This is a genomic window from Acidovorax sp. GW835-FHT14G06, assembly GCF_058793595.1.
The window spans coordinates 308,354-329,746 of sequence record NZ_JBXAGA010000003.1; the positions used below are offsets into that span (position 1 = coordinate 308,354).

Genomic DNA, 21,393 nt, shown 5'->3' on the forward strand with positions numbered 1-21,393 from the left:
TCAGTTCTTTCCAGGAATGAGGGACAAAAATTCACGACGCAGAGCGCTGTCCTTGAGGAACACGCCGCGCATGACCGAGTTGATCATGCGGCTGTCGTTGTCGCGCACACCGCGCCATGACATGCAGAAGTGGCTGGCCTCCATGACGATGGCCAGGCCGTCGGGCTGGGTCTTTTCCATGATCAGGTCGGCCAGTTGCACCACGGCTTCTTCCTGGATCTGGGGGCGGCCCATGATCCAGTCCACCAGGCGCGCGTATTTGGACAGGCCGATCACGTTGGTGTGCTCGTTGGGCATCACGCCAATCCAGATCTTGCCGATGACGGGGCAGAAGTGGTGGCTGCAGGCGCTGCGCACGGTGAGCGGGCCCACGATCATCAGCTCGTTGAGATGCTCGGCGTTGGGAAACTCGGTGATGGGCGGCTGCGGCACATAGCGGCCACGGAACACCTCGTTGAGGTACATCTTGGCCACGCGGCGCGCGGTGTTGTTGGTGTTGTGGTCGCCCTCGGTGTTGATGACCAGGCTGTCGAGCACGCCCTGCATCTTGACCTCGACCTCGTCGAGCAGCTTTTCCAGCTCGCCGGGCTCGATGAATTCGGCAATGTTGTCGTTAGCGTGAAAGCGCTTGCGCGCGGCGGCAAGGCGTTCTCGGATCTTGACGGAAACGGGCGTGCCTTCGTCCGGTGAGGTGGGCGTCATATCGGCGGCTGGTTGGCTGGACATGGGTGGCATCGTACCAGCGAACACAGTTTGATCGATTACAAGGGTTTTAGGCAGCAAGCGCTAGTGGAATATGCCTTAGCAGCTATAAATATAGTAGCAAGCTCAGCAAAAGCTCCCTCAATATCGCTTGCCCGTCACCCACAGCGCCAGGCGCATGAGGCCAAACGCCACGCGGTCCAGCACCCGCTGGCGCAGCGGGCGGCCTGCGTAGCGCGCCGGGTCCATGCGGCGGCCCGCGTGCTGCATGGCGTGCACCAGGCGCTGACGCAGGTCGATGGCAAAGGCCGCGTCTTCCACCACCACGTTGGCCTCGCGCGCCAGCAGCAGGGAGAGCGGGTCGAGGTTGGAAGAGCCCACCGTGGCCCAGGGCCGGTCGCCCTGCGCATCGATGACAGCCACCTTGGCGTGCAGAAAGCTCGGTGCGTATTCGTAGATCTCGACCCCTGCCTCCAGCAACGCGCCATACACGGGGCGGGCCGCGTGGTACTGCATGAAGTATTCGTACCGCCCCTGCAGCAGCAGGCGCACCCGCACGCCACGGCGCGCTGCCATCACCAGCGCGCGGCGCAGCTTGCCGCCGGGCATGAAGTAGGCGTTGGCGATGATGACCTCATGCCGCGCCGCGCCGATGGCCTTGCGGTACGCCTTCTCGATGCGGCTGCGGTTGCGCACGTTGTCGCGCAGCACCAGGGTGGCGCGTACGGGGGGCCCGGCGTTGGGGTCGGTGCCCTGCGCGGCCTGCTGCGCGTGCCGCGCTGCGCTCGCAGCGCGAAGCGCCTGCAGTGCCTCGGGCAGGCGGCGCTGGCGCGCATCGCGCACGGCCTGCATACGCCACCACAGCTGGTCCATGGTGTCGCTGGCCGATGCCACCAGGCTGCCCGTGGCCCGCACGGCAAAGTCAAACCGGGGGGCATCCAGTGTGCCGTGGTTGGGGTCGTGGTAATCGTCCAGCACATTGATGCCGCCACAAAACAGCACACGGCCATCCACCACGCACAGCTTGCGATGCAACCGCCGCCAGCGGTGGGGCAGCAGCAGCCCCAGCGGCCCAAGCGGCGAATACACGCTGCACAGCACCCCGGCCGACTGCAGCTGCTCGGCCCAGGCCTTGGGCAAGGCACCCGTGCCTACGCCATCGACCACCAGATGGGTGCGCACCCCCCGCGCCGCAGCGCGCATCAACGCCTGGGCCACCGAGGCACCGGCGCCGGTGAAGTCAAAGATGTAGGTCTCGAACTGGATGTCCGCCATGGCGGCATCCATGGCCTCGATAAGCGCCGGGAAGAACTCCTCGGCACCTTGCAGCAGGCGGACCTGGTGGTCGTCGGCCGGCCCCGCACCCGGGGCCTGACCCAAGGGCTTGCGCCTCATCCCGTCACTCCGCCACCGCGCGCACCCCGGCAGAGCTTCACAGCCGGAACTCCGCAATCAGGGGCAGGTGGTCCGACATGCGCCACCAGATGCGGCCGCGTGGCACCTGCAGCGACAGCGGTGTGAGCCCGCGCGCATACACATGGTCCAGCTGCGCCAAGGGCAGGCGCGCTGGGTAGGTGAAGGTGCGCGGCGCATCCCACTCATACAACCCAAAGCCCGCCAGCATGCGCTTGAGCTGCTGCCCCCAGTCGTTGAAGTCCCCCGCCACCACCAGCGGCGTGCCGGGCGACACCTCACGCTCGATGAAACCCTGCAGGCGCTCGACCTGGCGAATGCGGCTGCCGGGGATCAGGCCCAGGTGCACCACGATGACATGCACGCTGCGGCCCTGCACGTCCACCTCCACATGCAGCAAGCCGCGCTGCTCGAAACGGTGGTCCGAAATGTCTTCATGCTGGTGCCCGATCACCGGCCAGCGGGTCAGCAGCGCGTTGCCATGTTCGCCATGTTTGGTGACCGCGTTGGTGCGGTACACCGCCTCGTAGCCCTCTGGCGCCAGAAACTCGGCCTGAGGCAGCTCTGGCCAGCGCTGAAAGTACGCCGCCTCGCGCCGGTGCAGTTTGCGCACTTCCTGCAGGCAGACGATGTCGGCGTCGAGCTGCTCCACCGCCAGACCCAGATTGTGAATCTCCAGCCGCCGCGCGGGCCCGATGCCTTGCACCCCCTTGTGGATGTTGTAGGTGGCTACGCGCAGGATGTCGTCGTGTTGCATGGCTGGATTGTGTCGCAAGCCGTGGTGGCAAGGGGTTTGCCCGACGCAGGCAGGGGGCGGCAGCGCTTTACACTGGAGACTCCAACATTTTGAGCACGCAGGGACGGCCCCGACCCCCATGGCTACCGAGAGCGGCCCCAATCCCGCCCCACAGACCCAGGCGCTGATCGTGGACAGCAATGCCACATCGCGCAGCATTCTGGTGGGGCAGCTGCGCGAGTACGGCGTGACCCGCATCGTGCAATGCTCCCGTGTGCAGGACGCGCGCGCCCGGCTGGAGCACACGGTGTTCGACTACGTGCTGTGCGACCAGTTTTTTGGCGAATCCAACTACTCGGGCCAGACCCTGCTGGACGACCTGCGGCGCGCGCAGCTGCTGCCGTTTTCGACGGTGTTCTTCATGGTCACGGCCGAGGCGTCGTACGCCGCAGTGGCCGAGGCCGCCGAGTCGGCACTGGACGGCTACCTGCTCAAGCCCTTCACGCCCAGCGCGCTGTTCGAGCGCCTGAGCCTGGCGCGCCTGCGCAAGATCCACCTCAAGCCCATTTTCGATGCCATCGAGGCCGAGGACTTCGAGCAGGCCGCCGCGCTGTGCGTGGAGCGTTTCGAGGCCCGCAAGCCCTATTGGCTGTACGCCGCCCGCATCGGGTCGGAGCTGCTGCTGCGCCTGGGCCGCCACGACGAGGCGCGCACCCTGTTCGAGGCCGTCATCGCGGCACGGGCCCTGCCCTGGGCCAAGCTGGGCGTGGCCCGCGCACAGATCGAATCAGGCCAGGCCGCGCGCGCCATCACCACCTTGCAGGAACTGATTGGCGAGGACGCGTCGTTCGCCGACGCCTACGACGTGCTGGGCCGCGCGCAGGTGGAGATGGGCAATTTTTCGCAGGCCATCGAGACCTACCGCACGGCCAGCACCCTCACGCCCGACTCGGTGGTGCGGCTGCAGAAGCTGGGGATGATGTCGTACTACATGGGCGACCGCGCCACCGCCACCAAGGTGCTGGCACGCGCCACAGTGCTGGGCATTGACTCCAAACTGTTCGACTACCAGTCGCTGGTGCTGCTGACGTTTGCGTATTACGCCGAGAACGACCGCAAGGGCATCGAGCGCTGCATGGCCGACTTTGCGCGCATCCTGGAGCGCCACTACGGCAGCGCGCGCATCCGGCGTTTTGCCGAGGTGGCGCGGGCGCTGCAGCTCATCCAGCAGCGGCAGTTTTCGCAAGCGGTTGAATCGGTGCGTGGCATGGCCCGCGAGATCACGTCCAGCACCTTCGACTTCGAGGCTGCCTGCAACCTGGGCAGCCTGCTGGCCGTATTGGCCGTCACGTCGATCGAGCTGCCCGAGGGCGACAGCTGGGTTCTGGCACTGGGCATGCGCTATGCCAACACACGCGGCTTGACCGAGCTGATGGCCAACGCCTGCAACCTGCATGAGCCTTACAGCCAACTGGTGCGAGACTGCCTGCAACGCGTCAACAAGACGGCCGAAGTCGCCATGGCGCAAAGCCTGAACGGCGACCCTGGCGGTGCCGTGCAAAACCTGCTGGCCGAAGCCGAACGCACCCTCAACTCCAAACTGCTCGATATGGCACAGCAAGTGCTGCTACGCCATGGCGCGCGCATGGCCGCCCCCCAACCGCTGCAAGAGAGCATCGACGCACTGCGCGCCCGCATGGGCAGCACTCCGGCACGGGCCATCCTGGGGCAAGATAGTGAACGCCACCCCGGCGGAGTGGCGCTGAGGGTGCGGGGCAGCAGCGACAACACGCCCACGCGCACTCCGCAGCCATCGCCAGACAGCTCGGCCCTCGGCCCGTCGCCCGCAGACGATGCCGACGATCCTGCTGCCGCCCTGCGCTTGCGGCCTCCAGACGCCTCTTGAGGCGACGCCGCCCGGCCTTGCCCCCGTTGCCGCCGGGCCATTCGGAGTCGACTCACCCGAGATGCAAAAACCGGGGGAGCAACAGGCACGCCTCAGCATTGGACGCTGAAAAACACCGGTCAGCGGCCTGCTGCCAGGGCAGCCACTCATAGGCGTCGTGCTCACGCGGGCTCAGCACCACGGGCGTGCCTGCGGGCACACACAGGCCAAACACGCGCTCGCGGTTGCGCACCACGCCAGGGGCATAACGGTGCAGCCATTGGGGCCAGATGTCGTACACGTTCTCCAGCGCCCAGTCGGTCAGCAGACAGCCCGGTGCCTGGGTGTCCATGCCGGTTTCTTCGGCCACTTCACGGCGTGCGGTCTCGGCAAAAGGCTCGTCCAGCGCATCCTTGCTACCGGTGACCGACTGCCAATGCCCCTCGCCCCCGGTGCGGCGGATCAGCAGCACCTCCAGCGCGGGGGTGTGGATCACCACCAGCACCGACTCTGGAAGCTTGTAAGGCCTCGGTGGCCCGGCGGCTGCCATGGCCTGTGCCTTCAGCCCCCCTTGGGGCGCTGGGCTGCCGTGGTGGTGGGCACGGGCGGGGGCAGCTCTTTGGCCTGCAACGCACGCGCCTGCACCACCAGCTGGTTGTGCGCGTCCAGAAACGCCGCAGCAATGACCTTGCCTTCGTTGGTATTGCTCCAGCCAGCGCCCGCTGCGCCGCCCAGCTTGCCGAACACCAAGCCGCCAACCCCCAGGTCGGTGGTGCGCGCTGAGCCTGTGGCCGCCGCTACCTGTTCGGTGGTTTCGTTGTCGGACAGCAGCAAGGCCGTCTGTGCTTCCTTGAACTTGACCTGCTCCACCAGCCCGGCCAGGCCTGCGATGTCGCGCAGTACCGGGATCATGGCGATCACCCCGGCCAGGCCCCGGCCCGCATCCTGCTCGCTGAACGTGAGGCTGGGCGTGAGCGTGTACTGCGCCTCGTACCCCTTGCCCTTGGCCACGGTGGAGTTGTTCTTGCGCAAGATGCCTGCGTCCTTCAATTCCTGCTCCTGCACAGTGCCCTTCAGGCCCGCTGCCCGGTCCACCACGCGGAAACACCCGCTCTGCTGGGCCAGCAGCTTGACCAGTGGCACCGGCGACGCGGGCAGCTGGTAGCCCGAGCCCATGATGTAGCCATTGGGGTTCTCGGCCAGCGCCAGCGTGGCCACCGGCGCATCGCAACGCACCAGCTCACGGGCCGCGTTCTGCGCGCCCTGGGGCCCGGCCGAGCCCGTGACCACCGAGCCGCCCTGCCCCAGTTCGGTCTTCTTCTCGCCGCATCCGGCCAGGGCGATGCATGCGGCCGCAAGCAGCCAATGGGAGCGTGTCAACAAACGCATGGAAGTACCTCTTTCAGTCCGTGCACGGCGGCCAGTGCCCGATGCGCCGCGCATGAAAAAAGCGGCCAGGGCGCAAGGCCCGAGCCGCTTGGTGTGCGATGCATGGCTGCATGCGCGAAGGACGTGATGCGTCCGGAATCAGGCCGCAGTCTTGACCGCGTCGGGGTTGCGCAGGCGGATGTGCAGCTCGCGCAGCTGCTTTTCGTCCACAGGGCTGGGCGCCTGCGTGAGCAGACACTGGGCGCGCTGGGTCTTGGGGAAGGCGATCACGTCGCGGATCGACTCGGCACCGGTCATCAGCGTTACGATGCGGTCCAGGCCAAAGGCCAGGCCGCCGTGCGGAGGCGCGCCGTACTGCAGCGCATCCAGCAGGAAGCCGAACTTGAGCTGGGCTTCTTCGGGCGTGATGTTGAGGGCGTCAAACACCTTCTGCTGCACGTCGGCGCGGTGGATACGGACGGAGCCGCCACCCATTTCCCAGCCGTTGAGCACCATGTCGTATCCCTTGGAGATGCACTTCTCGGGCGCTGTGACCATCCAGTCTTCGTGACCATCCTTGGGGCTGGTGAAGGGGTGGTGCACCGAGTTCCAGCGCTGGTTTTCCTCGTCGTACTCGAACATCGGGAAGTCGACCACCCACAGCGGGGCCCAGCGGTTCTCGAACAGGCCGTTCTTCTTGCCGAACTCGCTGTGACCGATCTTGATACGCAGCGCGCCGATCGCGTCGTTGACGATCTTTTCCTTGTCGGCACCGAAGAAGATCAGGTCGCCATCCTGTGCGCCAGTGCGCTCCAGCACGGCTTGCAGGGCTGCGTCGTGGATGTTCTTCACGATGGGCGACTGCAGACCGTCACGGCCCTTGGCCAGTTCATTGACGCGGATGTAGGCCAGGCCCTTGGCGCCGTAGATCTTGACGAACTCAGTGTAGGCGTCGATTTCTCCACGGCTGATTCCGCCGCCTTCGACCGAGCCACCGGGCACGCGCAGGCCGACCACGCGGCCATTCTTCATGTTGGCGGCGCCCGAGAACACCTTGAAGTCCACGTCCTTCATCACGTCGGTCAGCTCGGTGAATTCGAGCTTCACGCGCAGGTCGGGCTTGTCGGAGCCATACAGGCGCGCAGCGTCCTGGTAGGTCATGACGGGGAACTCGCCCAGGTCCACGCCCAGCGTGTTCTGGAACACCGTCTTGATCATGCCCTGGAACATGTCGCGGATGTCCTGCTCTTCCATGAACGATGTCTCGATATCGATCTGGGTGAATTCAGGCTGGCGGTCAGCACGCAAGTCTTCGTCGCGGAAGCACTTGGTGATCTGGTAGTAGCGGTCGAAGCCCGCCACCATCAGCAGCTGCTTGAACAGCTGGGGCGACTGGGGCAATGCGAAGAAATGGCCGTCGTGCACGCGGCTGGGCACGAGGTAGTCGCGCGCGCCTTCGGGCGTGCTCTTGGTGAGCATGGGGGTTTCGATGTCGATGAAGCCATTCGCATCGAGGAACTTGCGCACTTCCATTGCCACCTTGTAGCGCAGCATCAGGTTGTTCTGCATGTACGGGCGGCGCAGGTCCAGCACGCGGTGCGTGAGGCGCGTGGTTTCCGAAAGGTTTTCCTCGTCGATCTGGAACGGAGGCGTGACGGAGGGGTTGAGCACGTTCAGCTCATGGCACAGCACTTCGATCTGGCCGGTCTTGAGCTTGTCGTTGGTGGTGCCTGCGGGGCGTGCGCGCACCACACCCTTGACCTGCACGCAGAACTCGTTGCGCACGCCTTCGGCGACCTTGAACATCTCGGCGCGGTCAGGGTCGCACACGACCTGCACGTAGCCTTCGCGGTCGCGCAGGTCGATGAAGATCACGCCACCATGGTCACGGCGGCGGTTCACCCAGCCCGACAGGGTAACGGTTTGGCCCATCAGGGCTTCGGTCACAAGACCGCAATAGTGGGAACGCATGGCCATGACAAAACTTCCGGCGCCGCAGGGCGCGTTGACGTTGAAAGAGATTGCTTACTTGGATGAGGGCAGCGTGGGGTCCGCCGGAGCCACCACACCCATGGAGACGATGTACTTGAGGGCACTGTCCACGCTCATCTCGAGCTCGACACAGTCGCTCTTGCGCACCATCACAAAATACCCACCCGTGGGATTGGGGGTGGTGGGCACATACACGCTGACGAACTCGTCGCGCAGGTACGCAGCCACTTCACCGTTGGGGGCACCCGTGACGAACGCCACGGTCCACACCCCTTCGCGAGGCCACTGCACGAGCACGGCCTTGCGAAACGCGTTGCCGCTCTCGGAAAACAGTGTGTCCGAGACCTGCTTGACGCTGGAGTAGATAGAGCGCACCACCGGAATGCGGTGCACCAGCGCATCGCCCCACTGCACGAGCTTGCGGCCCGCGAAGTTGCTGGCAATAGCGCCGACCACCAGCAAGATGGCCAGCGTGAGGATCACGCCAAAGCCCGGGACATGCACTCCGAGCAGCTTGTCGGGCTGCCACGCGCCCGGCAGGATCTGCAGGGTCTGGTCGAGCGTGCTCACAATCCAGTTGAGCACCCAGGCCGTAATAACACCGGGCACGATGACCAGAAGGCCTGTCAACAGCCATTTGCGCAGGGCAGCCATGCAGGTCCTCAGCTCGAAGAGGAAGAAGTGCCGCTGGTGCCGCCAGTGCTTGTAGCGCTAGGGGTGCTTGCGCTGGCAGCTTCTTTTTTAGGAGCATCACCGGCGCTGGCAGGTGCTGCTGATTCGGTCTTGGATTCCGACTTGGCCTCAGTGGCCGGGGCGGAGTTGCCCCCGTTGCCTCCGCGGAAATCGGTCACATACCAGCCCGAGCCCTTGAGCTGGAAGCCCGCGGCCGTGACCTGTTTGGAGAAGGCTTCAGCGCCGCAGGCGGGGCACACCGTCAGCGGTGCGTCGGAGATTTTTTGCAGCACATCCTTGGCATGGCCACAGGAGCCGCATTTGTAGGCGTAAATAGGCATGTCAGTGTGTTGAGGGAAAGTGCAAAACCCTCAATTATAGGCGGCATGCCCATCCGCAAGACCCGCGCCATGGTGCGGGGCCGAGCATTCAGCTGGCGCTGCCCTGGTAATGGGTGACATGCCCCTTGTGGTCGTCGATCCACTGAGGGGCCAGCGAACCTGCCAGCATGCCCACCAAAGCGGCCAGCACCCCGGCCAGTTGCTGCGGAAAGGCCTCCGACAACATGGGACTGGCCACGAACAACAGCCACACCCCCAGCCCCATGACCACCGCCAGCAGCGCCCCCTGGGTGGTGGCGCGCTTCCAGTACAGGCCAAACACCAGCGGCACAAAAGCCCCCACCAGTGGCACCTGGTAGGCGCCCGACACCAGTTCGTAGATCGAGGTGCCCTGCATGGTGACGGCATAGGTCAGCACGCAGGCCGTGAACACCAGCACAGAAATGCGCATGGCCTTAAGGGTCTGCTGGTCGCTCATGCCGGGGCGCAAGTTGTGCAGGATGTTCTCCACGAAAGTGGTGGACGGCGCCAGCAAGGTGGCCGACGCGGTGGACATGATGGCCGAGAGCAAGGCGCCAAAAAACGCCACCTGCAGCATCAGCGGCATACGCTCCATCACCAGCGTGGGCAATACCTTCTGGGGGTCCTCCTTGAGCAGCGCCTGGGCAGTCTCGGGCATGACCAACACCGCTGCGGTGACCACGAACATCGGGATGAATGCAAACAGCAGGTACAACAGGCCGCCGATCACAGGGCCTTTGCGCGCGGTGGCCGCACTGTTGGACGACATGACGCGCTGAAAAACGTCCTGCTGCGGAATGGAGCCCAGCATCATGGTGATGGCGGCGGCGATGAAAAATGTCCACTCCTTGACGCCCCCGGTCGGGAAGAAATGGAACTTGCCTTCGCGCGCTGCAAACTCCACCACCTTGCCAGCACCGCCCGCGAGGTCGGCGGCGTACCATGCGATGGCCAGCAGGCCCACGCCGATCACAATCATCTGCACAAAGTCCGTCATGGCCACCGACCACATCCCGCCATACAGGGTGTAGACCAGCACCACCAGTGTGCCAATGATCATGCCCATGGTGATCGACACCGCGCCTTGGGTGAGCAGGTTGAACACCAGGCCCAGGGCCGTGATCTGCGCCGCCACCCAGCCCAGGTAGCTGAACATGATGATGGCCGAGCAGGCCACCTCAATCACGCGGCCATAGCGCTGGCGGTAGTAGTCGCCCAGGGTGATGAGGTTCTTCTGGTACAGCTTGTAGGCAAAAAACAGCCCCACCAGCACCAGGCACATGGACGCACCGAACGGATCTTCCACGACGGCTCCCAGGCCTCCGTCCACAAACCGGGCCGACACGCCCAGCACGGTTTCCGAGCCAAACCAGGTGGCAAACGTGGTGGCAATCACGACGGCCAGAGGCAGACTGCGCCCGGCCACCGCATAGTCGGCGGTGTTGTGCACGCGGGTGGCGGCATACAGGCCCACACCAATCGAAACCAGCAGGTACAGAACGATGAATGACAACAGCATGGCGCCGCTCCAAAACTCCAGGGGTGGTAGCGAAAAAGGCAGCGCGCGCGCAGAGTGACCTAGGTGGTCACTCTGCGGCGCCTGACAACCATGGGGCCGCAGCCCCGCTTACAAATACGTTACAAAATTGCTGCGGATTATGAAGGCAACTTTTGTGCCGCAGACACTAAAAAACCCGGATGCGCATGAACAGCTGCATCGCCAGCAGCCCCAACACAAACCCCACCCCGCCATAAACAATGGACTGCAGCAGCCTGTTGGTGCGTTTTTGCGCTTCCAGCAGTTCACGCAGTGCAGGCTGGTGGTCTGCCGGGCGCTGCCGCAGCGCGTCGTAGATAAGGCGCGGCAGCTCGGGCAGCAGCTTGGCATAGTGCGGCGCCTCCGCCCGCAGCTCGCGCAACAGGCGCTGGGGGCCCATCTGCTCCAGCATCCACTTTTCAAGGAACGGCTTGGCTGTGCTCCACAGGTCCAGGTCCGGGTCCAGCTCGCGGCCCAGGCCCTCGATGTTGAGCAGGGTCTTTTGCAGCAGCACCAGCTGGGGCTGGATCTCGACATGGAAGCGGCGCGAGGTCTGGAAAAGGCGCATCAGCACCAGGCCCAGCGAGATTTCTTTGAGCGGGCGGTCAAAATATGGCTCGCACACGGCGCGAATGGCCGATTCGAGGTCATTGACCCGCGTTTCCGGGGGCACCCAGCCGCTTTCGATGTGCAGCTCGGCCACCCGCTTGTAATCGCGCCGGAAGAACGCCACAAAGTTCTGCGCCAGATATTCCTTGTCCACTTCAGTCAGCGTGCCCACGATGCCGAAGTCCAGCGAGATATAGCGGCCAAAAGTAGCGGGCTCCAGGCTCACCTGAATGTTGCCCGGGTGCATGTCGGCGTGAAAGAACCCATCGCGGAACACCTGGGTGAAGAAGATGGTGACGCCGTCGCGCGCCAGCTTGGGGATGTCCACACCGGCTTCGCGCAGGCGGTCAATCTGGCTGATGGGCACACCGTTCATGCGCTGCATCACCATGACCTCGGGGTGGCAGAAGTCCCAGAAGATTTCAGGGATCAGCACCAGGTCCAGCCCGGTCATGTTGCGGCGCAGCTGCGCAGCGTTGGCTGCCTCGCGCACCAGGTCCAGTTCGTCGTGCAGGTAGTTGTCGAACTCGGCCACCACCTCACGGGGCTTGAGGCGCTTGCCGTCGGCCGACAGACTCTCCACCCAGCCCGCCATCATGCGCATGAGGCTCAGGTCCTTCTCGATCACTGGCAGCATGCCCGGCCGCAGCACCTTGACGGCCACCTCGCGCTCAATGCCCTGCCGGTCACGCAGCGTGGCGAAATGCACCTGGGCTATGGACGCGCTGGCCACCGGTGTGCGGTCAAAGGAAGTGAACACCTCGTCCACCGGGCGGCGGAAGGCACGCTCGATGGTGGCGATGGCAATGTCAGGGTCGAACGGCGGCACGCGGTCCTGAAGGCGGGCCAGTTCGTCGGCTATATCGGGCGGCAGCAGGTCGCGGCGGGTGGACAGCACCTGGCCGAACTTGACGAAGATGGGCCCCAGGCTCTCCAGCGCCTCGCGCAGGCGCTGCCCACGCGGGGCATCCAGATTGCGCCCGATGGACACGATGCGCGAGACCATACGCAGCCAGGGCTTTTGAAAGCTGTCGAGCAGCAAGCCATCCAGGCCGAACCGGAACACCACCCACAGGATGGCAGCCCCCCGCAAGAAGCGCTTCATGCGTCGGCCCGGTCGGAACCACCCGAGGGCGACAGCGACGCAGCGGCCGGAGAGCTTGGCGCCATGGGGGCCATCGGTGCCACCGCCGAGGACGGAGCCCCGCCAGCAGCAGCCATGCGCGAACCCACAAACTGGTGCAGGGCCTGCGCAGCCCGGCTGGCGAACTGCGCCAGGGTGTGCGCAGTGGCGTCTCCGATCACGCGGGCCAGGTCTTCTTCCACGTCCCAGCGCACATGGTCCACCAGCCAGTTGATCTCGGCCGCCAGTTGCACATCGCCCTCAATGCGGATGGAGGGCTTGTCGCCACGCAAAGCAGCCTGGGCAAGGGTGATGGGGGAGGTATCGGTCACTTCCAGCCGCAGGTCTGGCACCGCAGACTCGGACGCCAGGTTGAACAGGCCTGCAGGGGTGATGACCAACGACAGGGAGTAAGCCCGCCACTGCACCCGTGCAATGCGGCCCTTTTGGCGCACCAGCCGGTCCGTGGCCTCTTTCTCCTGCATCAGCACATGGTTGAGAAACAGCACCAGGCGCTGCTGCACCTCGTGGACCAGCCATTGCGGGGGCTGCGGGCCGGCTGCCAGGCGCTCGAAGAGGCCGTCCAGAAAAGGAAAAGGGGACTGTGGTGTTGCCATAGTCCCCGATTATTCCCTGAACTGGAATGCCCCTGGCGCGCAGGGGCCCCGTGGGCTGCGTTTACTGCAGGGCTTGCACGCCTGCCACCAGCCAGCCGGTGTTGCCAGCCTTGGGCTTGGTCATGTTCCAGACCTCACGGAAGGGGCTGGGCCCGGCCGAGGGTTCTTCACGGATCATGCCCGAGAACTCGACGCTGGCCATGTAGCCGTCGCCCAGGTCTTCGATGCCCAACAGTTGCGCTTCGATCATGACCACATCGGTGTGATTGGGCTGCGTGCCCCGGTGGGCTTCGCGCTCGGCCAGTTGGGTGCGGATCTCGTCGAGCATGTTGTCCGTCATCATGGACCGCAGGGTGGCGATATCCGAACGGTCCCACGCGCCCTGCAAGGTCACAAAGTTACGCTTGGCGGCCGACAGGAAACCCTCGGTGTCGAAATCTGCGGGCACACCCCAGTTCTGCGAACCCGACAGGCCCGAACCGATCACCACACCCGAACCCACGCCACCCTGCCCGGCACGCGAGGCATCAAATGCCATGCTGCTGCGCTCCCAGGGGCGGGCCGATGCGTCGTTGCCCACGTTGTTGGGGCTGTACTGCGGCGGCACCTGGGCAGCAGCGGGCGTTGCAGCCCCTGCGCCCTGAAAGGCGAACGGAGCACCACCTGCAGCATTGCCCGAGCCATTGCTACCGCCGTTGCGCGACCGCATGACCATCTTGAAGATGGCAAACGCCGCGAGTGCCAGCAATGCAATCATGAGGATGTTGCCAAAGCCCGCGCCCAAACCCAGCGAGTGCGCCAGCCAGGCAAGGCCCAGACCCGCTGCCAGGCCACCCAGCATGGCGCCCCAGGGCTTCTTGGCCGGTGCGGCCGGAGCCGCTGCCGGCGTGGCGGTAGCGGGCTTGGCCGCTGCAGCCGTGTTGGTGGCGCCCTGCGCCGGTGCGCCCGGCGTGGCGGGCGGCGTGGCCGAATCGCGCTGCGTCACATTGCTGGACTGCTTGCCCACCGATTTGCCACCACCCAGTCGCCGCGCGGCGTCGGCATCGGCGTGCGCAAACGCCAGCATCGCGACCAACACCACAGACCACAGTTTCATCATGACTTCTCCGTCTCCGTTATCGACCGAGCAAACCGCTCAGCACTTGATTCCAACATGGAGGGCCACAATGCCCCCCGTCATGTTGTGATAGTCCACATGCCCAAAACCATTTTTCTGCATGAGGCTTTTGAGTTCTTCCTGCCCCGGGTGCATGCGGATGGACTCCGCCAGATACCGGTAGCTCGCGTCGTCGCCCGCTACCAGCTTGCCCAGCTGGGGCAGCACCTTGAACGAGTACCAGTCGTACACCTTGGTCAGCGGCTGCGCCACTTTGGAAAACTCCAGCACCAGCAGCTTGCCGCCGGGCTTGAGCACACGGCACATTTCGGCAATGGCGTGGTCCTTGTGGGTCATGTTGCGCAAGCCAAAAGCCACGCTCACCACGTCGAAATGCGCGTCGGGGAACGGCAGATTTTCAGCGTCGCAGACCAGCGTAGGCAGCACCACGCCCTCGTTGATGAGCCGGTCACGGCCCACGCGCAGCATGGCTTCGTTGATGTCGGTGTGCACCACACGGCCCGATGCCCCCACCTTCTTGGAAAACGCCAGTGCCAGGTCACCGGTGCCACCCGCAATGTCCAGCACCTGGCTGCCTTCGCGCAGGTTGGCCACCATCACGGTGTAGGCCTTCCAGGCACGGTGCAGGCCCGCCGACATGAGGTCGTTCATCACGTCGTACTTGGATGCCACGGAATCAAACACACCGCGCACACGGCGTGCCTTTTCCTGCTCGTCCACCGACTGAAAACCGAAATGCGTGGTGCTCATAAGAATCATGCTAGGCGCGTGAACGCCAGAGGTACAGCGACAACCCCGCACTGAATTGGGGCATCTGTCGCAATTTGGAGAACACTATTGAAACAAAAACAGCCGCTAGCGCAAGCAAATATTGCGCTGATAGCTATATTTTCAATAGCACCTTGCCGCACAGGGACTTGTGCGGCTTTTGGCGGCGGGCCCCTGAACAGGCCTGCCGAGGGCGTCAGTGACTGCCGCAGGCGTGGCCCCCTGCACCACCCTTGGGCGCCATGGGCGCGTCGCGATCGGCCCCCGCAGCAGCCAGCCGCTCGGTGTACTGGGCCCACAGTGCGTCCTGCTTCTGGCCCAGCTCGTAGAGATAGTCCCAGGTGAAGATGCCGCTGTCGTGGCCGTCGGAGAACGTGGGCTTGACGGCGTAGTTGCCCACAGGCTCCAGGTTGATGAGCGCCACATTGCGCTTGCCCGTCTGCAGCACCTCCTGCTCTGGGCCGTGGCCTTGCACCTCGGCCGAGGGCGAGTACACGCGCATCAGCTCGAACGGAATGCGGAATGTGGCGCCATCCGAAAAGCCCACCTCCAGCACGCGCGACTGTTCATGCACCGTCAGGGCCTGCGGCGTGGGCGCACCCGCTTTCAAACCTGCCATGGATTCACCTGTGAGAAAACTGTTGTCAGAAACAACCTCCGCGATTGTCCCACCCGCTCCGGGGCACACCGCAAACAGGGTTACCGGGTAGGCAACTGCGCCAGCCGCGATTGCAACTGCGCCTCCAGCGCGGGCAGCAGGGTCCGCACGCCGGCCTCTTGCGCCGCCGGGCTGGGCCGCTGCGCCGCCGCCCACACGGGCGATGGAAAGTGACTGTCCCAGTCAAACCGCGCAATCACATGCCAGTGCAGGTGCGGCACCATGTTGCCCAGCGCTGCGATGTTGACCTTGGTGGGCGACAGGTGCTGGCGCAGCGCCTGCTCCACCATCGTCACAGCCTCCATGCAGTGCACGCGGTCGGCTGCAGCCAGGTCCGAGAACTCGGCCACATGCGCATCCCAGACCACGCGGTAGAAGGCGGGAAACCCCGCCTCCTGCGCACGGATGACACGCAGGCGCTCGCCACGCCAGACCAATGCGCCGCCGTCTTCAGCGCACAAGGGGCAGGTCATCAGACTAGCACCCGCTCAATGCCGCCGTTGTTGGCACGGTGTACGTACTCGGGCATCCAGTTCTCGCCCAGGATCTCGCGCGCCATCTCGACCACGATGTAGTCGGCTTCGAGCAAGCCGTTGTTCAGGTCGCCTTCGTAGCGGTTCAGGCCCTGCAGGCAGCTGGGGCAGCTGGTGAGGATCTTCACGTTGTCCTGCGCGCCGACAGCACCGCTGGCACGCAGCTGGGCTTCGCCCTTCTTGATCTCTTCTTCCTTGCGGAAGCGCACCTGCGTGGACACGTCGGGCCGGGTCACACCCAGCGTGCCCGACTCGCCGCAGCAACGCTCGCTCTTCAAGACCTGCTCGCCCACCAGCGCCTTCACGGTCTTCATCGAGTCCTGCAGCTTCATGGGGTTGTGGCAGGGCTCGTGGTACAGGTAGGCGCCCTTGCCTTGCAGCTGAATGCCCTTTTCCAGCAGATATTCGTGGATGTCGATGATGCGGCTGCCCGGGAATATCTTGTCAAACTCGTAGCCCTGCAGCTGGTCGTAGCAGGTGCCGCAGCTCACCACCACGGTCTTGATGTCCAGGTAGTTGAGCGTGTTGGCCACGCGGTGGAAGAGCACACGGTTGTCCGTGATCATCTTTTCGGCCTTGTCGAACTGGCCCGAGCCGCGCTGGGGGTAGCCGCAGCACAAGTAACCGGGCGGCAACACGGTCTGCACGCCCGCGTGCCACAACATGGCCTGGGTCGCCAAGCCCACCTGCGAGAACAAGCGCTCCGAGCCACAGCCCGGGAAGTAGAACACCGCCTCCGTCTCGGCCGTGGTGGCCTGCGGGTTGCGGATGATCGGCACGTAGTCCTTGTCCTCGATGTCGAGCAGCGCGCGCGCCGTCTTCTTGGGCAGGCCGCCGGGCAGCTTCTTGTTGATGAAATGGATCACCTGCTCCTTGATCGGAGCCGTGCCCACCGTCGCGGGCGGCTTGGCAGTTTGCTTGCGGCCCACCTTGCGCAGCAGGTCCACGGCCATGCGCTGGGCCTTGAAACCCACGTCCACCATGGCCGAGCGCATCAGCTTGATGGTGTCCGGGTTGGTGGCGTTGAGCATGGTCATGGCCAATGCATTGCCGGGGCGGAAGGTCTTCTTGCCCATCTTGCGCAGCAGGTTGCGCATGTTCATGGTGACGTCGCCGAAGTCGATCTTCACCGGGCAAGGGCTCTCGCATTTGTGGCACACCGTGCAGTGGTCGGCCACGTCCTCGAACTCCTGCCAGTGCTTGATGCTCACGCCCCGGCGGGTCTGCTCTTCGTACAGGAACGCCTCGACCAGCAGCGAGGTGGCCAGGATCTTGTTGCGTGGGCTGTACAGCAGGTTGGCGCGCGGCACGTGCGTGGAGCACACGGGCTTGCATTTGCCGCAGCGCAGGCAGTCCTTGACCGAATCGGCAATGGCGCCGATGTCGCTCTGCTGCATGATCAGCGACTCATGTCCCATCAGGCCGAAGCTGGGTGTGTAGGCGTTGGTCAAATCGGCATGCAGCGCCGGTTTTGAAGCCAAATCGGCACCAAGCGCTGGTTGAATATGCCCCGAATGCTCCTGATTTCGGAGTAACTTGCCTTTGTTGAAGCGGCCTTCCGGGTCCACCTTGCGCTTGTACTCGGCAAAGGGGCGCAGCTCTTCATCGGTCAAAAACTCCAGCTTGGTGATGCCAATGCCGTGTTCGCCCGAGATCACGCCGTTCAAGCTGCGCGCCAGCACCATGATGCGCGCCACGGCCTCGTGGGCCGTTTGCAGCATCTCGTAGTCGTCGCTGTTGACCGGGATGTTGGTGTGCACATTGCCGTCGCCTGCGTGCATGTGCAGCGCCACCCACACGCGGCCCTTGAGCACGCGCTTGTGGATGGCCACGGCCTCGTCCAGGATGGGCTTGAACGCCGCGCCAGTGAAGATGCCTTGCAGGGGCGCCCGCAGCTGGGTCTTCCAGCTGGCGCGCAGGGTATGGTCCTGCAGCTGGGGGAACAGCGTTTCCACATCGTGCAGCCAGCCCTGCCATAGGGCGCGCACCTCTTCCACCAGGGCGATGGCCTGGGCCACGCGGTCTTGCAGCAGTTCGGGCGAGGGCACTTCGTCGTCGGCGTCGTGCTTGCCCAGGGGCAGGTTGCCACGCTCGAAGAACTCGGTCAGCGCGTCGCACAGCTTGAGCTTGTTGCGCAGGGAGAGCTCGATGTTGATGCGCTCGATGCCGTCGGTGTACTCGGCCATGCGCGGCAGCGGGATCACCACATCTTCGTTGATCTTGAAGGCGTTGGTGTGGCGGCTGATGGCCGCCGTCTTCTTGCGGTCGGCCCAGAACTTCTTGCGCGCATCGGCCGTGATGGCCACAAAGCCTTCGCCGCTGCGGGTGTTGGCCAGGCGCACCACTTCGCTGGTCACGCGGGCCACGTCGTCGGCGTTGTCACCCGCGATGTCGCCAATCAGCACCATCTTGGGCAGGCCACCGTTGCCTTTTTTGCTCTTGGTGGCATAGCCCACAGCCTTCAGGTAGCGGTCGTCCAGGTGCTCCAGGCCCGCCAGCAGCACGCCACTGCGCTTTTGCTCGGCGAACATGAAGTCCTTGATTTCCACAATGGAAGGCACGGCGTCCTTGGCGTTGCCGAAGAACTCCAGGCACACGGTGCGCGTGTGCTCGGGCATGCGGTGCACCACCCAGCGGGCGCTGGTGATGAGGCCGTCGCAGCCTTCCTTCTGGATGCCGGGCAGGCCCGCCAGGAACTTGTCCGTCACGTCCTTGCCAAGGCCTTCCTTGCGGAAAGTCTTGCCAGGAATGCTCAGGCGCTCAGTGCGCACGGGCGTCTTGCCATCGGCCTCGAAATACTGCAGCTCGAAGGTGGCCACTTCCACGTCATGGATCTTGCCCATGTTGTGGTCCAGGCGCGTCACCTCCAGCCACTGGGCGTCGGGCGTGACCATGCGCCAGCTGGCCAGGTTGTCGAGCGCCGTGCCCCACAGCACGGCCTTCTTGCCGCCCGCGTTCATGGCGATATTGCCGCCAATGCACGACGCCTCGGCACTGGTCGGGTCCACCGCAAACACAAAACCGGCGCGCTCGGCCGCGTCGGCCACGCGCTGGGTGACCACGCCGGCTTCGGTCCACACCGTGCCCACCTCGCGGTCCAGGCCCGGCAGGCGGCGCATCTCCACCTCGGTCATGGCTTCGAGCTTTTCGGTGTTGATGACCACGCTCTTCCACGTCAACGGAATGGCGCCGCCGGTGTAGCCGGTGCCGCCCCCGCGCGGGATGATGGTCAGGCCCAGTTCGATGCAGCCCTTCACCAGGCCCGCCATCTCGACCTCGGTGTCGGGGGTGAGCACGACGAACGGGTATTCGACGCGCCAATCGGTCGCGTCGGTCACATGGCTCACGCGGGAGAGGCCGTCGAACTTGATGTTGTCCTTGGCCGTAAGGCGGCCCAGGGTTTTCTGGATCTGGCGGCGCAGTTGCGCGGCCTGCTCGAAGGTGGCGTTGAATTCGGCCACAGCGCGTCGCGCGGCGACGACCAGCTCACCGACGAGACGGTCGCGCTCGGCATCGTCTGCGGGGGTGCGGCGTTTTTCGATCTCGCCCAGGCGGTGCTGCAAGGCATCCACCAGCAGCTTGCGGCGCGAGGGGTTGTCCAGCAGGTCGTCCTGCAGGTAGGGGTTGCGCTGCACGACCCAGATATCGCCCAGCACCTCATACAGCATGCGGGCCGAACGGCCCGTGCGGCGCTCTTTGCGCAGCTGGTCCAGCACCTCCCAGGATGAAGACCCCAGCAGCCGGATCACGATCTCCCGGTCGGAAAACGAGGTGTAGTTATAGGGAATTTCACGCAGTCGGGCAGGCTCGGCGGCCTGCGTCTGCAAGGCCGCCAACGCGATCGGTACATTCATGGGGGTCTACCTGGGGTGGGGGCGCGATTTTAAGCCACCGGCCTGCGGCTTGCCGGGCCGGGGCTGTCTGACAGAGCCGGAACCGGCCCCGCAACAGTGTCAGAACAGCACGCGGCTGCGCAGGGTGCCGCTGACCTGGGCCAGCTTGTCCAGCGCCAGATCGGACGAGGCGGCGTCGATGTCGATGACCACGTAGCCGATCTTCTCGTTGGTCTGCAGGTACTGGGCCGAGATGTTGATCTGGTTGTCCGAGAAGATGCGGTTGATCTCCGACAGCACGCCCGGCACGTTGCGGTGGATGTGCAGCAGACGGTGCTTGCCGGGGTGGGCGGGCAGCGCCACCTCGGGAAAGTTGACCGACGAGGTGCTGGTGCCGTTGTCGCTGTATTTCACCAGCTTCTCGGCCACCTCCAGGCCAATGTTGGCCTGCGCCTCCATGGTGGAGCCGCCGATGTGGGGAGTCAGGATCACGTTATCCAGCCCGCGCAGGGGCGACACAAACTCATCCTTGTTGGTGCGCGGCTCGACCGGGAACACGTCGATGGCGGCGCCCAGCAGCTTCTTGGCCTGGAGCGCTGCAGCCAGCGCTTCAATATCCACCACCGTGCCTCGCGCGGCGTTGATGAGGATGCCGCCCGGCTTCATGGCCGCAATTTCGGCGGCGCCGATCATGCCTTCGGTGGAGGGCAGCTCGGGCACGTGCAGGCTCACGATGTCGCTCTGGCCCAGCAGGTCGTGCAGGTGCTGCACCTGGCGGGCATTGCCCAGGGGCAGCTTGTTGACCACATCAAAAAAGGCCACCTGCATGCCCATGGCCTCGGCCAGCACCGACAGCTGGGTGCCGATGGAGCCATAGCCCACGATGCCCAGGGTCTTGCCCCGGATTTCATAGGCGTTGTCGGCCGACTTGAGCCAGCCGCCCCGGTGCGCCACCGCGTTCTTCTCGGGCACGCCACGCAGCAGCAGGATGGCTTCGGCCAACACCAGCTCAGCCACAGAGCGGGTGTTGGAGTACGGCGCGTTGAACACCGCAATGCCACGCTCGCGCGCCGCGTTCAGGTCCACCTGGTTGGTGCCAATGCAAAAGCAACCAACTGCCACCAGCTTGTGGGCCTGGGCAAACACCTCTTCGGTCAGCTGCGTGCGCGAGCGGATGCCCACAAAGTGCACATCGGCGATCTTGCGTTGGAGTTCTTCGTCGGGCAGTGCGCCGGACACCGTCTCGATCTGCGTATAGCCTGCCGCCCGGATCACATCCACAGCAGAGGAATGAATGCCTTCGAGCAGCAGAAACTTGATCTTGTTCTTGTCGAGCGAATTGGTGGCCATGGCTATGAAGGAGGAGGGATAAAGGAGGGGACAGTCCGGCGCGCGACGGCGCGAACGAACCGGTGCTGCACAAGCGTGCGAACGGTCACCAGCATGGTGCATTGCACAAAACCTTGCA

The 21,393-nt window shown here is 64.7% G+C and carries 18 protein-coding genes; 1 reads left to right on the top strand and 17 read right to left on the bottom strand.

Annotated features, from left to right (window positions below; genetic code table 11):
- From folE to AC1Q64_RS06595, 3 genes are all read right to left on the bottom strand, one after another.
- Nucleotides 1–726, bottom strand: coding sequence for a GTP cyclohydrolase I (folE, locus tag AC1Q64_RS06585; protein WP_291437446.1), 726 nt, complete (start codon nt 724–726; stop codon nt 1–3).
- A 117-nt stretch (nt 727–843) separates the two neighbouring features.
- A complete protein-coding gene (gene clsB / locus AC1Q64_RS06590; protein ID WP_291437448.1) occupies nt 844–2,097 on the bottom strand; it encodes a cardiolipin synthase ClsB in 1,254 nt (417 codons plus the stop codon).
- A 37-nt stretch (nt 2,098–2,134) separates the two neighbouring features.
- Nucleotides 2,135–2,872 (bottom strand): endonuclease/exonuclease/phosphatase family protein, encoded by a 738-nt coding sequence (locus tag AC1Q64_RS06595; RefSeq protein ID WP_291437450.1) that lies wholly within the window; start codon nt 2,870–2,872, stop codon nt 2,135–2,137.
- A gap of 118 nt (nt 2,873–2,990) precedes the next feature.
- On the opposite strand from AC1Q64_RS06595, the gene AC1Q64_RS06600 reads away from it, so the two are divergent.
- Nucleotides 2,991–4,757, top strand: coding sequence for a response regulator (locus tag AC1Q64_RS06600; protein ID WP_492250825.1), 1,767 nt, complete (start codon nt 2,991–2,993; stop codon nt 4,755–4,757).
- 52 nt (nt 4,758–4,809) lie between these two features.
- On the opposite strand, the gene nudB is transcribed toward AC1Q64_RS06600, so the two are convergent.
- The 14 genes from nudB to serA all read right to left on the bottom strand — a co-directional run bounded on the left by nudB (nt 4,810) and on the right by serA (nt 21,275).
- Nucleotides 4,810–5,286, bottom strand: coding sequence for a dihydroneopterin triphosphate diphosphatase (gene nudB / locus AC1Q64_RS06605; RefSeq protein ID WP_492250826.1), 477 nt, complete (start codon nt 5,284–5,286; stop codon nt 4,810–4,812).
- A gap of 11 nt (nt 5,287–5,297) precedes the next feature.
- Nucleotides 5,298–6,125: a CsgG/HfaB family protein gene (locus AC1Q64_RS06610; RefSeq protein ID WP_056060409.1), complete on the bottom strand. Its 828-nt coding sequence runs from the start codon at nt 6,123–6,125 to the stop codon at nt 5,298–5,300.
- Nucleotides 6,126–6,263: 138 nt separating this feature from the next.
- Nucleotides 6,264–8,081 carry an aspartate--tRNA ligase gene (gene aspS / locus AC1Q64_RS06615; protein WP_492250827.1) on the bottom strand — a complete coding sequence of 606 codons (1,818 nt, stop codon included), beginning with the start codon at nt 8,079–8,081 and terminating at the stop codon, nt 6,264–6,266.
- A 48-nt stretch (nt 8,082–8,129) separates the two neighbouring features.
- Nucleotides 8,130–8,750 (bottom strand): DUF502 domain-containing protein, encoded by a 621-nt coding sequence (locus AC1Q64_RS06620; protein WP_492250828.1) that lies wholly within the window; start codon nt 8,748–8,750, stop codon nt 8,130–8,132.
- Between the two features lie 8 nt (nt 8,751–8,758).
- Nucleotides 8,759–9,109, bottom strand: coding sequence for an FmdB family zinc ribbon protein (locus tag AC1Q64_RS06625; RefSeq protein WP_291437461.1), 351 nt, complete (start codon nt 9,107–9,109; stop codon nt 8,759–8,761).
- Between the two features lie 88 nt (nt 9,110–9,197).
- The gene (locus AC1Q64_RS06630; RefSeq protein WP_291437462.1) at nt 9,198–10,649 is read right to left on the bottom strand and encodes a high affinity choline transporter 1; all 1,452 of its coding nucleotides are present in this window, start codon (nt 10,647–10,649) and stop codon (nt 9,198–9,200) included.
- Between the two features lie 166 nt (nt 10,650–10,815).
- Entirely contained in the window at nt 10,816–12,381 is a 1,566-nt protein-coding gene (gene ubiB, locus AC1Q64_RS06635; protein WP_492250829.1) for a ubiquinone biosynthesis regulatory protein kinase UbiB, read from the bottom strand.
- Nucleotides 12,378–13,016, bottom strand: a complete 639-nt coding sequence (locus tag AC1Q64_RS06640; protein ID WP_492250830.1) for a hypothetical protein — start codon at nt 13,014–13,016, stop codon at nt 12,378–12,380. The genes ubiB and AC1Q64_RS06640 overlap by 4 nt, the downstream gene beginning before the upstream one ends.
- Before the next feature lie 61 nt (nt 13,017–13,077).
- The gene (locus AC1Q64_RS06645) at nt 13,078–14,115 is read right to left on the bottom strand and encodes a Tim44 domain-containing protein (RefSeq protein WP_492250831.1); all 1,038 of its coding nucleotides are present in this window, start codon (nt 14,113–14,115) and stop codon (nt 13,078–13,080) included.
- A gap of 36 nt (nt 14,116–14,151) precedes the next feature.
- Nucleotides 14,152–14,883: a bifunctional demethylmenaquinone methyltransferase/2-methoxy-6-polyprenyl-1,4-benzoquinol methylase UbiE gene (ubiE, locus tag AC1Q64_RS06650; RefSeq protein WP_492250832.1), complete on the bottom strand. Its 732-nt coding sequence runs from the start codon at nt 14,881–14,883 to the stop codon at nt 14,152–14,154.
- Nucleotides 14,884–15,097: 214 nt separating this feature from the next.
- Entirely contained in the window at nt 15,098–15,520 is a 423-nt protein-coding gene (locus tag AC1Q64_RS06655; protein ID WP_492250833.1) for a gamma-butyrobetaine hydroxylase family protein, read from the bottom strand.
- 80 nt (nt 15,521–15,600) lie between these two features.
- On the bottom strand, nt 15,601–16,032 hold the full coding sequence (locus tag AC1Q64_RS06660; RefSeq protein ID WP_492250834.1) for an HIT family protein: 432 nt from the start codon (nt 16,030–16,032) through the stop codon (nt 15,601–15,603).
- A complete protein-coding gene (locus tag AC1Q64_RS06665; RefSeq protein WP_192418236.1) occupies nt 16,032–19,946 on the bottom strand; it encodes a DUF3683 domain-containing protein in 3,915 nt (1,304 codons plus the stop codon). Before AC1Q64_RS06665 ends, AC1Q64_RS06660 begins: the two co-directional genes overlap by 1 nt.
- A 99-nt stretch (nt 19,947–20,045) precedes the next feature.
- Nucleotides 20,046–21,275, bottom strand: coding sequence for a phosphoglycerate dehydrogenase (gene serA, locus AC1Q64_RS06670; RefSeq protein ID WP_492250835.1), 1,230 nt, complete (start codon nt 21,273–21,275; stop codon nt 20,046–20,048).
- Between the last annotated feature and the right edge of the window lie 118 nt (nt 21,276–21,393).